Source organism: Kocuria coralli (genome assembly GCF_008831305.1).
Lineage (GTDB): Bacteria > Actinomycetota > Actinomycetes > Actinomycetales > Micrococcaceae > Kocuria > Kocuria coralli.
Window position 1 is genome coordinate 198,302 of record NZ_ML708611.1, and the last position, 14,261, is coordinate 212,562.

Consider the following 14,261-nt stretch of genomic DNA (forward strand, 5'->3'; position numbering starts at 1 on the left):
CGACGGAGCGGCTCCTTCGTGGGCCGAAGGAGCCGCTCGGCGTTTCCACCGCAGAGGGTCTTGGTCCGGCACCGGGCCACGAGGGGATCCAAGCCTCGTGCGGCGCCTGATGAACCTTGGTGCCGATGGGGAGAGCATCAGCGGTCCTCAGACCCTTCCGGAGCTTATCGACCCGGACACCGTTCCCAGCGGTCAAGCCGAGGGGTGGAATGCCCCGGCGGTGGTCCCGATGTTCCTCACCGAATCGATTCGCCCGCATCTGGTCGCCGCGGGCGTCGCTCAATAAGAAGTATCCGAGGGGTTCCTCGAACGCACTATGGACTTTGGTCCAGGTTCGAAGAAATTTGGCCGAGAAATCCGTGCGGGTCCTTCCGCAGCGGGAAGATCGCGGCCGCCGGGGTCATTGATCACCGCGGCCGATCTCGGTGAACGGGCCGTCAGGTGAGAACCTCGTGCCGGTCAACCGCTCGAAACCTTCAATGTACCGGTCGCGCGTCTTGCTGACCACATCTTCGGGCAATTCGGGTGCGGGGCCCTCCCCCGACCACCCGGATTCCTCCGAGCGCAGCCAGTCGCGGACGAACTGCTTGTCGAAGGACGGGTGGGCGTGGCCCGGCTGCCAGGACTCGGCAGCCCAGAAGCGGCTCGAGTCCGGTGTCAGCACCTCGTCGCCCAGGGTGATCGCCCCCCGGTAGGAGTCCAGGCCGAACTCCAGCTTGGTGTCGGCCAGGATGATCCCACGCTCGCGGGCTATCGCCTCCGCACGGCCGTAGATCTCGAGGGACAGTTCCCGCAGCCGGTCCGAGACCGCGCGTCCCAGTCCTTCGGTCATCTCCTCGAACGTGATCGGCTCGTCGTGCTCCCCGATCTCAGCCTTGCCGGTGGGGGTGAAGATCGGCTGCTCCAGCCGTGACCCGTCGAGCAGCCCCTCGGGCAGCCCGATGCCGCAGACCTCACCCGAGCGGCGGTAGTCCTTGAGACCCGACCCCGTGAGATACCCGCGCACGATGCCCTCGATCGGGAACATCGTCAGGTTCTTGCACACCATCGCCCGTCCGCGGACCGCCTCCGGCACGCGGGTGGAGAGCACATGGTTGGGCACCTCGGCCAGCTGGTCGAACCACCACAGCGAGAGCTGCGTCAGCACCGTCCCCTTGTCGGGGATCTCCGTGGCGAGGACCTGGTCGAACGCGGAGATCCGGTCGGTGGCGAGGACCAGCACGCAGCCCGCCCGGTATTCGGCGTTGTCCTCGACGGAGACGCCCGTGGCCACCATGCGCTCGTCCTCCGGGACGTAGAGCTCACGCACCTTGCCGGAGTACACGTGCTGCCAGCCGTCCAGGACCGGCGGTGCCGGGTGGCCGGGGAACTTGGGATGTTCGGGCTCTCCGCTGGGCAGGACGGAGGAGGTTACGGGTTCGGTCATGCTCTGCTCCTGACGTGGCAACTGCGGTGGGGCACGCCTCCGGTCAGCTCACGGAGATCTGGCCTGTGGCGGCTTTCAAAGCGATATCTGTTCGGTGCTGGGAGCCTTCCAGGCCGATCCGCCCGATCCCTTCATAGGCCCGTTCCCGGGCCTGCTGAAGGTCCTTCCCGAGTGCGACGACGGACAGCACCCGGCCACCCGCGGCGACGATCTCCCCGGCGGTCTCCCCGCTGCCCTCGGCCGTGCCGGCGTGCAGCACGGACACGCCCTCCAGCGCCTCGGCTTCGGCCAGCCCGGTGATCGGGTCCCCCCGGCGCGAGGACTCGGGATAACCCTCGGAGGCGACGACGACGTTGACCGACGCGGAGGGGTTCCATCTCAGCGGGAGGTGCCGTCCTTCGCCGAGCCGGCCCTGGGCGGCGTCCAGCAGGAGCTCGCCCAGCGGGGAGTCGAGCCTGGCCAGCACGGACTGCGTCTCCGGGTCGCCGAACCTGACATTGAACTCGATCACCTTCACGCCCCGCGCCGTCACCGCGAGCCCGCAGTAGAGCACGCCGCTGAACGGCGTCCCGCGGCGGGCCATCTCCTCGACGACGGGGCGGGCGACGGTCTCCACGACCTCGTCGGTGAAGTCCTCCGGGAGCCAGTCCAGCGGCGTATAAGCGCCCATGCCGCCGGTGTTGGGGCCCTGGTCGCCGTCGCCGATGCGCTTGAAGTCCTGCGCCGGGGCCAGCGGGACGACGTCACGGCCGTCGCACAGCACGAACAGGGAGACCTCCGGCCCGTCCAGGAACTCCTCGACCACCACGTGCCCGTCCGCTGCGAAACACGCTCGGGCGTGCTCGAGCGCGGCGTCGCGGTCGTCGGTGACCACCACGCCCTTGCCCGCGGCGAGGCCGTCGTCCTTGACGACGTGCGGCGCGCCGAACTCATCGAGCGCCGCGGCCACCTGGTTCTCGGTCACGCACGTGCGGGAGGCGGCCGTGGGCACGCCCGCGGCGGTCATGACGTCCTTGGCGAAGGACTTGGAACCCTCCAGGACCGCGGCCTGGGCGGTCGGCCCGAACACCGCGATACCCGCACCGTGCAGGGCGTCCGCCACCCCTGACACCAGGGGGAGTTCAGGTCCGACGACCACCAGGTCCGCGCCGAGGTCCTGGGCCAGCTGCACCACGGCGGCGCCGTCCGCGGCTTCCACCGCGTGCACGGGCACATCCCGGGCGATGCCTGCGTTACCGGGCGCCGCGTGGACCTCCTCCACAGCGGGGTCGCGCAGCAGCGCACGGACAATGGCGTGTTCACGACCGCCGGTACCGATCACCAGAGTTCTCACGGGTGACAGCCTAACCGCCACGCAGCGGTTGCGCCCCGGGCTTTCGCCACCCTGGGGCCGATCTCTTGGATACTGGGGGGATGACTTCCGCAGCAGCACCCACGCAGACCTTCAGCTCGGCCGACGCCGTGGACCTGGCGCAGGTGGAGCGCAGTGGTTTCGTGGAGTCCCGGCACATCGGATCGGCGCTGGTCATGGGGCCCGACGGCGAGACCCTGCTCGCGCTCGGGGACACGACCACCCCGATCTTCCCGCGCTCGACCCTCAAGCCGTTCCAGGCCGTGGCCTCCCTGAAGGCGGGCGCTCCGATCCAGTGGGACCAGATCGCGGTGGCCGCCGGCTCGCACGTGGCCTCCGCCGAGCAGATCGGATCCGTGCGCAGCATCCTGGCCAAGGTGGGGCTGGACGAGACCGCCCTGCGGTGCCCGTCGGTCGACGGGAGCGGCCGGCCCGCTTCCCCCGACGACGGCGGCTCCCCCTTGAACTACAACTGCTCCGGAAAGCACGCCGCATTCCTGGCTGCGTGCGTGGAGAGCGGGTGGGACCTGGACGGATACCTGGATCTCGAGCACCCGCTGCAGCAGACCGTCGTCGAGACGATCGCGGAGTTCGCACACGAAGACCCGGCGCTCATCGGCGTGGACGGCTGCGGGGCCCCCCTCACGGCGCTGTCCCTCACCGGGCTCGCCCGCCTGTTCTCGTCGCTGGGCGCTGCGGCCTACAACATCCGCGCCGATGCCCGCCTGGCGACCGTTGCCACCGCCATGCTGGACTACCCGGAGTTCGTGCACGGCCCGGGCAGGGCGAACACCGTGGTCATGGAGGAACTCGGCGTCATCGCCAAGCTGGGGGCGGAGGGCGTACTCGGCCTGGCCACGCAGGAGGGCGTGTCCGTCGCCCTCAAGATGCTCGACGGCAGCGGCCGGGCGAACACCCTGGTGGGCCTGGAGCTCCTGGTCGCGGTGGGAGCGGTCCAGCGGGCCGGCGTCGAGCCCGTGCTGGAGAAGGTGACCCCTCGGATCACGGGCGGCGGCAGGACCGTGGGACGCTTCGCCGCGAGCCCCGAGGTCGAGCGCGCCGTAGCCGGGCACGCGGGCGCCCGCACCCCGGCGGAAGGATGACGATGGCTCGCCGGCGTATCGACCCCGCGGACGGCACCATGGCGCTGGCCGCCTGGCGCAAAAACCGCGGGGGGCTCGACCGCAAGACCCTGGCGACGGCCGTGCGCTTCACCCTCGAGGAACTCGGCGAGCGGGCCCCGGGCAACTCCGTCGAGGTCCGGGTCCCGCCGTTCGGAGTGACGCAGTGCATCCCCGGGCTGCGGCACACCCGGGGAACTCCGCCGAACGTCGTCGAGACCGATGCCGCGACATGGCTGGCCCTGGTGACCGGCCGCGTGCAATGGTCCGAGGCCATGACAGGAGGTGCGGTCAGCGCCTCCGGCACCCGGGCGGACCTCTCCGGGGTCCTCCCCCTGTTCTCCGGTCCCGGGTCCTGACCCGCGCCCCGAATACCGGGCGGAATCCGGGTTAGGCTGGAGGTCATGTCTTCCGCAGACCGCCCTTCCGATCGAGAGCAGCACGAGCCCGTGCACGATGCCGGCCGTGATTCCGAGCCTCCCGTGCAGCACCGGGTGGAGACCCTCAGATACCGGCGCGCCCCGAGATTGCCGGTGTTCCTGATCCTGGGCGGAGCGCTCGGCGCCGTCGCGGGGATGATCCTGGGTGTCCTGGGCCCCGGCAACGTGATGTTCACCACCGGGCAGGTGGTCGGTTACATGATCGCGATCTTCGCACTTCTCGGCCTCTCCGTGGGAGCGATCGTGGCCCTGGTGATCGACCGCGTCTCGGTACGACGCGCGCAGGAGGTCAGGGCCCACGTCGAAGAGCAGCCCAGCAGGCACCCCTCGGCCCCTTCCGGGACGGACGGGACGCCCGAGCTCCCCGAGCCTGGGGAACCGGCCGAGCCCGGATCCCCCTCCGCCGCAGCCGAGGGGGATCCGGCCGGGGACTCCGGCCGGGTGACCGAACAGCGCCCGGACGTGAGAGACTGAGGCCGTGGCGCGCCCTGATGGAAAACTGAGTTTCGAAACGTTCCCGGGTGAGAAATCACCTCAGGATGAATGCGGCGTATTCGGTGTGTGGGCACCGGGTGAAGACGTCGCCAAACTGTCCTACTACGGCCTCTACGCCCTGCAGCACCGCGGGCAGGAGTCCGCGGGCATCGCCACGTCCACCGGTTCCCGGATCAACGTGTACAAGGACATGGGCCTGGTCTCCCAGGTCTTCGACGAGCCCACCCTCAACACCCTGACGGGGCACATCTCCGTCGGGCACTGCCGGTACTCGACCACGGGCGGCTCACGGTGGGCCAATGCGCAGCCCACCCTCGGCGCCACGCCCCACGGGACCGTGGCCCTGGCGCACAACGGCAACCTGACCAACTCGGCGCAGCTCTACGACAGCCTCATCGACAAGTCCGGTTTCCCCTCCCGGGGCGAGATGGCGATGGGCAACACCACGGACACCGCCCTGGTGACCAGCCTGCTGGCGGAACACCCTCACGGCTCCCTCGAGGAGGCCGCGCTGGCGCTCCTGCCCCAGCTGGTGGGCTCGTTCTGCCTGACCTTCATGGACGAGCACACGCTCTACGCGGCCCGCGACCCCCAGGGCATCCGGCCCCTCGTCCTGGGACGGCTCCAGCGGGGATGGGTGGTGGCCTCGGAGACCGCGGCCCTGGACATCGTCGGGGCCTCCTTCGTCCGCGAGGTGGAACCGGGCGAGTTCCTGGCGATCGACGAGGACGGCCTCCGCTCGCAGCGCTTCGCCGAGACCCGCCGCGCGGCGTGCGTCTTCGAATACGTCTACCTGGCACGTCCCGATACCTCGATCCACGGCCGTTCGGTATACGAGTCGCGCGTGGAGATGGGCCGGCAGCTGGCGCGGGAGCACGAGGTCGAAGCCGACATGGTCATGCCCACGCCCGAATCAGGCACCCCCGCGGCGATCGGCTACGCGGAGGCCTCCGGCATCCCGTTCGGCAACGGCCTGGTCAAGAACGCATATGTGGGCCGGACCTTCATCCAGCCCTCCGACACCATCCGGCAGCTGGGCATCAGGCTCAAGCTCAATCCGCTGAAATCCGTCGTGGCCGGCAAGCGCCTGGTGGTGGTGGACGATTCGATCGTGAGGGGCAATACCCAGCGGGCCCTGGTCCGCATGCTGCGCGAGGCGGGGGCCGCTGAGATCCACGTGCGCATCTCCTCGCCGCCCATCAAGTGGCCGTGCTTCTACGGCATCGACTTCGCGTCGCGGGCCGAGCTGATCGCCAACGGCCTGGCCGTCGAGGACATCCGCGAATCCCTGGGCGCCGACAGCCTCGGCTACATCTCCGAGGACGGCATGGTCGCAGCCACCCAGCAGCAGCCCCATGAGCTGTGCACCGCGTGCTTCTCCGGCCGCTACCCCACCGAGCTGCCCGCCGCCGACGACCTGGGCAAGTCCGTGGTCGAGTCCCGCAGGAAGCCCGGCACCCCCGTGCGGACGAGGACCGCCGGGGCCTCCGATGGACCTGCGGCGACCACGGCCCCCGAGCCCCCTACGACGCCGGGCCCGGCCCCTGAGGTCTCGGCCCCCCGGATCCTCGAGTCCGAGGCCCCGGGCACGTGCGAGCCGGGGCCCGACTCCGATCTCGAGGATCTGGTGCTGGAGGAGGACAAGCGCCGGGAGGATCGCCATCCGACCCGCTCCTCCCGGTGACTGCGCGCTCAGACCGTCCCAGCGTCCGTCCCGTCGCATCCGTCCATGGCCATGACCGAACAAGCACCCCAGCAGTGAGGACCCTCCGGTGACCGAATCCACCCGCCCGAGCCAGGCCATCACCTACGCCGATTCCGGTGTGGACGTGGAGGCCGGCGACCGGGCCGTCGAGCTCATGAAGACCGCCGTGAGGGCCACGCACACCGATCAGGTCGTGGGCGGCGTGGGAGGTTTCGCGGGGCTCTTCGACGCCTCCGCCCTCATCGGGTTCAAGAAGCCCTACCTGGCCACCTCGACCGACGGCGTGGGCACCAAGGTGGCCATCGCCCAGGCGCTGGACGTCCACGACACCATCGGGTGGGACCTCGTGGGCATGGTCGTCGACGACATCGTCGTGGCAGGCGCCCGCCCCTTGTTCATGACCGACTACATCGCCACGGGAAAGGTGGTCCCGGAGCGGGTCGCGGACATCGTGCGCGGTATCGCCGGCGCCTGCCAGGCCGCCGGAACCGCGCTGGTCGGCGGCGAGACCGCCGAGCATCCGGGGCTGCTGCGCCCGGACGAGTACGACGTCGCGGGGGCGGCCACGGGCGTCGTGGAGGCCGACCAGCTGCTGGGTGCCGACCGGGTCCGTCCCGGCGACGTCCTGATCGCCATGGCGTCGTCGGGGCTGCACTCCAACGGCTACTCGCTGGTCCGCCGGGTGCTCAGCGTGGCCGGCTGGTCCCTGGACCGGGACGTCCCCGAGCTGGGCCGCACCCTGGGCGAGGAGCTGCTCGAGCCCACCCGCGTCTACGCCGCCGACGTCCTGGACCTCACGGCCGCCTTCCCGGTCAACGACTCCTCGGGCAGCACCGGCGCCGGGGTCCGGGCCTTCACGCACGTGACCGGGGGCGGGCTGGCCGCCAACCTGGCCCGCGTCCTCCCCGCCGGGATGACGGCGACCGTCGACCGGTCGACCTGGTCCTGGCCAGCGATCTTCCAGGTGGTCTCCACGCTGGGCAACGTGCCCCAGGCCGACCTGGAGCGCACCCTGAACCTCGGCGTGGGCATGATCGCGGTGGTCGACCCCGCCGTGGCGGAGCAGGCCGTGAAGCACCTGGAGGCGCGCGGGGTGCCCTCCTGGGTGCTGGGCTCCGTGGAGGCCACGGACCCGTCCGCATCGGGCGACGGCCCGGACTGGGTCCAGGGCGCCAAGGGCGTGGACGGCGGCACCGTGCACATGGTGGGCGAGTACGCTCCCTGAGCCGCTAGCGCCCGGCGGCACCGGCGCGGCTCACCGGCCGCCGGAACCGGACATGGGAAGAGGCCGGATCCCGTTCAGGGATCCGGCCTCTTCCGTCCGGCAATCGCGCAGGCCGCGCGCTCGCCGCCGAGTCAGCGGTAATCGTCGTCGGGGTCGTACCCCGGGTCCTCCGAGTGATCCTCACCCTCGGTGAGGTCATCGTCGTAGGGAGACGCGGCAGGCCGGGTCGTACCGGACTGCCTCAATTCCCGCTGAAGGGCGGAGTAGTCGGTCTGCGGGCTGAAGTACTTCATCTCCCGCGCCTGTCGCGTTGCCTTCGCCTTTTGACGGCCGCGCCCCATGAGCGTGACCCCCTCTGTCTCTCGGTCCCGGTCGGCGGTACGTTTGGCACACAGTACGGCCCCGGATGTTTTCAGTCTGTGTCGTGGCCCCAGCGTACACGCTCAGACCGCGCGGCTCGACTCCCCGTCACCCGCGATCCACGAGCCCCGGAGGGCCGGGCCGCCCGGTCGTCACCCGCCATGGAGGGGAACATCCTGGTCACCGGCATCCGGCCCGCGGCGTTCGCGGGAGTCCTCGGTCGTGACGATCAGTCCGTCGGCCGCGACATCCGGATCGATGTCCACGTGGACGGTGTCGCCGTCGCTGATCGCCCCGGAGAGCAGCCCCCTGGCGAGCTTGTCGCCGATCTCGCGCTGCACCAGGCGGCGCAGGGGCCGGGCCCCGTAGGCGGGGTCGTATCCGGAGAGCCCCAGCCATTCCGTGGCCGCGGAGGACACCTCCAGGCTCAGGCGACGCTGGGCCAGCCGCTCGGCCAGATGGGCCACCTGGATATCCACGATCTTGGCCAGGTCCTCCGTGGTCAGAGGATCGAACATGATCACTTCATCCAGGCGGTTCAGGAACTCCGGCTTGAACGAGACGTTGACCACGTTCATCACCGCGTCCCTCTTGGCCTCGTCGTCCAGGGCGGGATCCACCAGGAACTGACTGCCCAGGTTGGAGGTCAGGATCAGGATGGTGTTGCGGAAGTCCACCGTCCGCCCCTGGCCATCGGTCAGGCGCCCGTCGTCGAGCACCTGCAGGAGGATGTCGAAGACCTCCGGGTGGGCCTTCTCCACCTCGTCGAGCAGCACCACGGAGTAGGGGCGGCGGCGCACCGCCTCGGTGAGCTGCCCGCCCTCCTCGTAGCCCACGTAGCCGGGAGGCGCTCCGACCAGCCGGGCGACGGAGTGCTTCTCCCCGTACTCGGACATGTCGATGCGCACCAGGGCGCGCTCGTCGTCGAACTGGAACTCGGCCAGGGACTTGGCCAGCTCGGTCTTGCCCACGCCGGTGGGGCCCAGGAAGAGGAAGGACCCGATCGGCCGGTCCGGGTCGGCGATCCCTGCGCGGGAGCGCCGGACGGCGTCGGCCACGGCGGTCACGGCCTTGCTCTGCCCGATCAGGCGCCGGCCCAGGACCTGCTCCATATGCAGCAGCTTCTCGGTCTCGCCCTGCAGCATCCGCCCAGCAGGGATCCCGGTCCACGCCGAGATCACCTCGGCGACGTCATCGGCGGTGACCTCCTCGGAGACCATGGACTCGCGCTCGGCTCCGGCGTCCTCCTGCTCCTGGGCGACGTCCAGCTCCTTCTGCAGGGCCGGGATCTCGCCGTAGAGCAGGCGCGAGGCCTCCCCCAGGTCGCCACCGCGCTGGGCCCGCTCGGCCTGCGAGCGCAGCTCGTCGATCTTGGCCTTGAGATCGCCCACGCGGTTCAGCCCGGCCTTCTCCTGCTCCCACCGGGCGTTGAGGACGTCGAGCTCGGCCTGCTTGTCGGCCTTGTCCTTGAGCAGCGCTTCGAGCCGTTCGACGGAGGCGGGGTCGGTCTCGTCCTTGAGGGCGAGTTCCTCCATGGTCAGGCGGTCCACCTGGCGGCGCAGCTGGTCGATCTCCTCCGGGGCCGAGTCGATCTCCATCCGCAGGCGCGAGGCGGCCTCGTCCACCAGGTCGATCGCCTTGTCGGGCAGCTGCCGTCCGGGGATGAAACGGTTCGACAGCGCGGCCGCCGCCACCAGGGCGGAGTCGGCGATCTGCACCTTGTGATGGGCCTCGTAGCGTTCCTTGAGACCGCGCAGGATCGCGATGGTGTCCTCGACGGACGGCTCTCCCACGTAGACCTGCTGGAAGCGGCGTTCCAGGGCGGCGTCCTTCTCGATGTTCTCCCGGTACTCGTCCAGGGTGGTGGCGCCGATCAGACGCAGCTCACCGCGAGCGAGCATGGGCTTGAGCATGTTGCCCGCGTCCATGGCGCCTTCGGATCCGCCGCCCGCGCCGACGACCGTGTGCAGCTCGTCGATGAAGGTCACCACCTGGCCTTCGGAGGCCTTGATCTCGTCCAGGACGGCCTTCAGCCGCTCCTCGAACTCACCGCGGTACTTGGCCCCCGCCACCATGGACCCCAGGTCCAGGGAGATCAGGGTCTTGCCCCTCAGGGTCTCGGGGACGTCCCCCGCGACCATGCGCTGGGCGAGCCCCTCGACGACGGCGGTCTTGCCGACGCCGGGTTCGCCGATCAGCACCGGGTTGTTCTTGGTCCGGCGGGAGAGCACCTGGACCACGCGGCGGATCTCCGAGTCACGGCCGATGACGGGGTCCAGCTTGCCGTCACGGGCGACGGCGGTCAGGTCCGTGCCGTACTTCTCGAGGGCCTGGAAGGTGCCTTCCGGGTCGGGGCTGGTCACCCTCCGGTCCCCCCGGACGGACGGGATGGTGTCCTTGATCGTCTTGGCCGTTGCACCGGCCTCCTCGAGCAGCCGCCCCGCCGTACCGTCCACGTCCGCCAGGCCGTACAGCAGGTGCTCGGTGGAGACGTACTCGTCCCCGAGCCCCTGGGCGAATTTCTCCGCGCTCTGCACGACCTGCAGCGCAGCACGGTTGAACTGCGCCTGGGCCGCCGTGGAGCCGGTGGCCGACGGCAGTGCGGCGATCGACTCGGCCGCTTTGCGGCCCAGGGCGGCCACGTCCACGCCGGCGGCCTGGAGCACGGCATCCGCGACGCCGTCGCGCTGATCGAGCAGCGCCTTGAGAAGGTGGACGGGTTCGATCTGCGGATTGCCCGCGGTGGAGGCCTCCGTGGCAGCGGCGCTGATGGCCTCTTGCGAACGAGTGGTGAGTTTGGTTTCCATGTCAGATCCTTCCTGGGTGCAGCGGACCGAGGACCGGCCGGCCCGCTGACAGCCGGCGCCTTCAGTGTCGCGCGTTCACCCCGTAGCCCGAAGGGGTAGTCGTCTTTCGTTAAGTTGAGTCTACTACTATCAACTTTCCTACGCTAGATGGGCTCATGGAAGAGCCGGGCCCGCAGCCCTATGCTTGATCCCCATGACTGATGCCCACGGCGAGCCCGTTTCCCCAGCACCATCCGCCGACCCCCTTTCCAACCGGACAGGGCGATCCGGGACAGGGCGATCCGGCCGGGACGGCCGGATGCTCGTCCGCGCCGCGGAAGAGGCCGACGTCGAAGCCATGGCGGAGATCATGGTCCGCGCCTTCGAGCACGATCCGTGGACCCTTGGGCATGCCGGCCCCGCGACGGCGATCCCGGCGGTATTCGGCTACGAGCGCCAGGCGCTGCGGCGCTACTGGCTGGCCAGTCAGGTGGCCGACGTCGCGGTCTCGGCGCCGAGCGCGGAGACCGGATCGGCGGAGCCCGCGGAACTGCTCGGGGTGGCGCTCTGGCAGCCGCCCCACGCCGCCGAGATGCCGCAGGAGCTCGAGGAGCTCTTCATCGGCGCACTGGGCCTGGACCCGCAGCGGGAGGGGGCCGACCACGCACTGGCTGTCGACGCCCGCCCGGCGCAGCCGCACTGGCATCTGGAGCTGCTGGCCGTGAGCCCCTCGGCGCAGGGGATGGGGGTCGGCTCGGCGCTGCTGCGCCACGGCCTGGAACGGACCGGAGACCTGACGACCTCGCTCGACTCGACGACGCCGGAGAGCCGCAGGCTCTACGAGCGCCTGGGGTTCCGGATGATCCGGGAGTTCACCGACTCACGGGGCGTGACGCAGTACGCGATGCGTCACGTCCCGGAGTGACGGGTCTTAGACAGCGGCCCCGCGCCGGAAGCGACGGCGTCCGCGCCAGGCCAGGCGCACGTAGAACGCGCCGGTGACCACGTGCAGGAACGCCCCGGCCTCCACGAACAGGACACCCAGGAAGTCCAGCCACTGCTGACCGAAGGCAGGTGCGGCCAGCACCGCGACCACCCCCACCATGGTGATCGCCGTCCGGAACTTGCCCACCCAGTTGACCTTCATGGACTCGTAGGAGTCCAGGGCCAGGATGAACAGGCCCAGGAAGAGGTCCACGACCGCGATGATGACGATGGCCCACCACGGGAGCAGGCCCACCCAGGCCAGGGCGATCGCCACGAGCGCGAGCCCCAGTCGATCCGCCACGGGGTCCATCCTGGCCCCGAAGTGACTGAACTGGTCGAGGACCCTGGCCAGGAAGCCGTCCACCCAGTCGGTCAGCGAGAAGACGGCCACCAGCGTCAAGGGCAGCCATGGGTGCTCGTCGATGGCGAAGATCGAGACGACGGCGGGGAAGATCAGCGCGAAGCGCAGGATCGTGAAGAGGTTGGGGACGGTCCAGATGCCGCTGTCGGCCCGCTCCACGGGTGCCGCATCGCGCGCGGGGGGAACCAGGCCGTCGCGAACGGCTTTCAGCATCCTGCTCATCGCGGACCACCGCCCCGGCGGGAGGCCGCTTCCGAAGCCCGGAAGGAGTCGACCCATTCCTGCCGCAGGCGGTCCTCCTCCTCCGGGTCCGGCTCGACCGCTTCCCCCCGCAGCCGGGCGCGGGTTCGCCTGACGTCCAGGGAGGCGGAGACCACCGACCCGGCAGCCGCCGCGAAGGTCAGCACGCCCACGGTATTGGCGAACCCCGCGCTCAGGCCCACGGCCTCCGGCCCGGCCAGAGCGGTGAACAGGGACTGACCGCGTCCGTCGATGAGGTCGGGGAGGAAGAAGCCCAGGCAGAGCGCACCGAACCATGCCGCCACCGTCAGCCAGACCGTCGCCGGCGTGGCGTAGCGCGGCCGGTAACGAGCCAGATCCCCCAGGACCAGTCCGGCCGAGATCCACAGCAGGAGGCACAGCGGGGCGGCGAGCGCGCCCAGCCAGATCAGCGCCCTGCCGCCGGGGCCGCCGATCGGCACCGATGCCAGCACCAGCCACGCCGCGAGCACGAGCGGCACGACCGGCGCCGCCACCGGGACCGCTCTGCGCAGCCCCCCGCCGCGCCTGTCGCCGAACGGAGCTGCGCCGTCACCGGCGCTCTGTGCGCGGTCGGCGCGTGTGGTCGCAGCGGGGATGGCTCCGGGGGCAGAGGACATGCCCCCAGTCTACGGAGGGTACGGGGCAGGAACGTAGGCATCCTGCAACACATATGCTATTTTTCTAATATGTCATCAGCGGGAACCTGCGGCGCATCGCCCGTCACCGTGCCCGACGGGCACGGGCATTCGCATGACCTCGCCAGGTCATCGCGCAGACGCCTGGCCATCGCCCTGGGCATCACCGCAACGGTCCTGATGGCGCAGGTGATCGGAGCCCTCGTCACGGGGTCGCTGGCCCTGCTGGTGGACTCCGCCCACATGGCCGTGGACTCGGTCGGCCTGCTGATGGCGCTCGTGGCCTCGATCCTCATCACCCGGCCCCGCTCGTCGCGGCGCAGCTGGGGGTGGCTGCGCGCCGAGATCATCGCGGCGGGGGTCCAGGCCACGGTGCTGCTGGGGGTCGGGATCTACGCGATCGTAGAGGGTCTCCGGCGGCTGTTCTCCCCGGTGCCCCTGGACGGAAGCGACCTCTGGCTGCTGGGCGCCATCGGCGTCGCCGGGCTCCTGGCCAATATCGCCTCGCTCCTGGTCCTCACGGCCGCCCGCGGGACCTCGCTCAACATGCGCGCCGCGTTCCTCGAGGTGCTCAACGACGCCCTGGGCTCCGTGGCGGTGATCGTCGCCGCCGTGGTCACCGGGCTGACCCAATGGAGCGGCGCGGACCCCGTCGCGGGCATCCTCATCGCCCTGCTCATCATCCCGCGTGCCGTCCGGATCCTGCGCGAGTCGGGCTCCGTACTCATGGAATCGGCACCGCAGGGCCTGGACCTCGACGAGGTGGCGCGGCATCTCGAGCGGGTGCCGCGCGTGATCGCCGTCCACGACCTGCACGCGTCGCTGGTGGCGACGGGGGTCCCGGTGCTGACGGCGCACGTCGTCGTCGAGAACTCCAGCTTCGACGACGGTTCGGCGCCCCGGATCCTCGACGCCCTGCAGGTCTGCGCCGCGCAGCACTTCCCCGTCTCGGTCGAGCACGCGACGTTCCAGCTGGAACCCGCGGGGCACGTCGAGCACGAGACCTTGCGGCACGGCCCCATGGGGTCCCCGGGCACGCACTCGTAGCTCCCCGGCCCGGCATCACCAGGGGCCTCCTCTCGTCGGCCGATGCACGCCGCACCCGGTG

Annotated in this window: 13 protein-coding genes; 7 read left to right on the forward strand and 6 right to left on the reverse strand. The window is 70.5% G+C overall.

Annotated elements, in window-relative coordinates; all coding sequences use genetic code 11:
• Positions 1-400: 400 nt before the first annotated feature.
• Together FCK90_RS02665 and purD are read right to left on the reverse strand one after the other, a co-directional pair.
• On the reverse strand, positions 401-1,426 hold the full coding sequence (locus tag FCK90_RS02665; protein ID WP_158032748.1) for a phosphoribosylaminoimidazolesuccinocarboxamide synthase: 1,026 nt from the start codon (positions 1,424-1,426) through the stop codon (positions 401-403).
• 43 nt (positions 1,427-1,469) lie between these two features.
• On the reverse strand, positions 1,470-2,759 hold the full coding sequence (gene purD, locus FCK90_RS02670) for a phosphoribosylamine--glycine ligase (protein WP_158032749.1): 1,290 nt from the start codon (positions 2,757-2,759) through the stop codon (positions 1,470-1,472).
• Between the two features lie 80 nt (positions 2,760-2,839).
• On the opposite strand from purD, the gene FCK90_RS02675 reads away from it, so the two are divergent.
• From FCK90_RS02675 to purM, 5 genes are all read left to right on the forward strand, one after another.
• A complete protein-coding gene (locus tag FCK90_RS02675; RefSeq protein ID WP_158032750.1) occupies positions 2,840-3,880 on the forward strand; it encodes an asparaginase in 1,041 nt (346 codons plus the stop codon).
• A 2-nt stretch (positions 3,881-3,882) separates the two neighbouring features.
• The gene (locus FCK90_RS02680) at positions 3,883-4,257 is read left to right on the forward strand and encodes a sterol carrier family protein (RefSeq protein ID WP_158032751.1); all 375 of its coding nucleotides are present in this window, start codon (positions 3,883-3,885) and stop codon (positions 4,255-4,257) included.
• A 45-nt stretch (positions 4,258-4,302) separates the two neighbouring features.
• Positions 4,303-4,812, forward strand: coding sequence for a hypothetical protein (locus tag FCK90_RS02685; protein ID WP_158032752.1), 510 nt, complete (start codon positions 4,303-4,305; stop codon positions 4,810-4,812).
• Between the two features lie 4 nt (positions 4,813-4,816).
• Positions 4,817-6,517 carry an amidophosphoribosyltransferase gene (gene purF, locus FCK90_RS02690; RefSeq protein WP_158032753.1) on the forward strand — a complete coding sequence of 567 codons (1,701 nt, stop codon included), beginning with the start codon at positions 4,817-4,819 and terminating at the stop codon, positions 6,515-6,517.
• Positions 6,518-6,605: 88 nt separating this feature from the next.
• Positions 6,606-7,763: a phosphoribosylformylglycinamidine cyclo-ligase gene (purM, locus tag FCK90_RS02695; RefSeq protein WP_158032754.1), complete on the forward strand. Its 1,158-nt coding sequence runs from the start codon at positions 6,606-6,608 to the stop codon at positions 7,761-7,763.
• A 131-nt stretch (positions 7,764-7,894) separates the two neighbouring features.
• Here purM and FCK90_RS02700 read toward each other — a convergent pair whose 3' ends face one another.
• Entirely contained in the window at positions 7,895-8,104 is a 210-nt protein-coding gene (locus FCK90_RS02700) for a DUF3073 domain-containing protein (RefSeq protein WP_158032755.1), read from the reverse strand.
• Between the two features lie 171 nt (positions 8,105-8,275).
• Complete coding sequence (clpB, locus tag FCK90_RS02705; protein ID WP_158032756.1) at positions 8,276-10,930, reverse strand: ATP-dependent chaperone ClpB; 2,655 nt, start codon at positions 10,928-10,930, stop codon at positions 8,276-8,278.
• A 298-nt stretch (positions 10,931-11,228) separates the two neighbouring features.
• Here clpB and FCK90_RS02710 point away from each other — a divergent pair, with 298 nt between their 5' ends.
• Positions 11,229-11,834, forward strand: coding sequence for a GNAT family N-acetyltransferase (locus FCK90_RS02710; RefSeq protein WP_181954165.1), 606 nt, complete (start codon positions 11,229-11,231; stop codon positions 11,832-11,834).
• A 6-nt stretch (positions 11,835-11,840) separates the two neighbouring features.
• Here FCK90_RS02710 and FCK90_RS02715 read toward each other — a convergent pair whose 3' ends face one another.
• Entirely contained in the window at positions 11,841-12,470 is a 630-nt protein-coding gene (locus FCK90_RS02715; RefSeq protein ID WP_181954166.1) for a CDP-alcohol phosphatidyltransferase family protein, read from the reverse strand.
• A gap of 5 nt (positions 12,471-12,475) precedes the next feature.
• Positions 12,476-13,135, reverse strand: a complete 660-nt coding sequence (locus FCK90_RS02720; protein WP_158032759.1) for a hypothetical protein — start codon at positions 13,133-13,135, stop codon at positions 12,476-12,478.
• Positions 13,136-13,204: 69 nt separating this feature from the next.
• On the opposite strand from FCK90_RS02720, the gene FCK90_RS02725 reads away from it, so the two are divergent.
• Positions 13,205-14,200: a cation diffusion facilitator family transporter gene (locus FCK90_RS02725; protein WP_158032760.1), complete on the forward strand. Its 996-nt coding sequence runs from the start codon at positions 13,205-13,207 to the stop codon at positions 14,198-14,200.
• The last annotated feature ends 61 nt before the right edge of the window (positions 14,201-14,261 follow it).

What these genes read in the sequence shown, in the direction of transcription:
- FCK90_RS02725 (WP_158032760.1), top strand. Translation starts at nt 13,205, where the DNA reads ATGTCATCAGCGGGAACCTGCGGCGCATCGCCCGTCACCGTGCCCGAC.
- FCK90_RS02720 (WP_158032759.1), bottom strand. Translation starts at nt 13,135, where the DNA reads ATGTCCTCTGCCCCCGGAGCCATCCCCGCTGCGACCACACGCGCCGAC.
- FCK90_RS02675 (WP_158032750.1), top strand. Translation starts at nt 2,840, where the DNA reads ATGACTTCCGCAGCAGCACCCACGCAGACCTTCAGCTCGGCCGACGCC.
- FCK90_RS02665 (WP_158032748.1), bottom strand. Translation starts at nt 1,426, where the DNA reads ATGACCGAACCCGTAACCTCCTCCGTCCTGCCCAGCGGAGAGCCCGAA.
- FCK90_RS02685 (WP_158032752.1), top strand. Translation starts at nt 4,303, where the DNA reads ATGTCTTCCGCAGACCGCCCTTCCGATCGAGAGCAGCACGAGCCCGTG.
- FCK90_RS02700 (WP_158032755.1), bottom strand. Translation starts at nt 8,104, where the DNA reads ATGGGGCGCGGCCGTCAAAAGGCGAAGGCAACGCGACAGGCGCGGGAG.
- clpB (WP_158032756.1), bottom strand. Translation starts at nt 10,930, where the DNA reads ATGGAAACCAAACTCACCACTCGTTCGCAAGAGGCCATCAGCGCCGCT.
- FCK90_RS02715 (WP_181954166.1), bottom strand. Translation starts at nt 12,470, where the DNA reads ATGCTGAAAGCCGTTCGCGACGGCCTGGTTCCCCCCGCGCGCGATGCG.
- FCK90_RS02680 (WP_158032751.1), top strand. Translation starts at nt 3,883, where the DNA reads ATGGCTCGCCGGCGTATCGACCCCGCGGACGGCACCATGGCGCTGGCC.
- FCK90_RS02710 (WP_181954165.1), top strand. Translation starts at nt 11,229, where the DNA reads ATGCTCGTCCGCGCCGCGGAAGAGGCCGACGTCGAAGCCATGGCGGAG.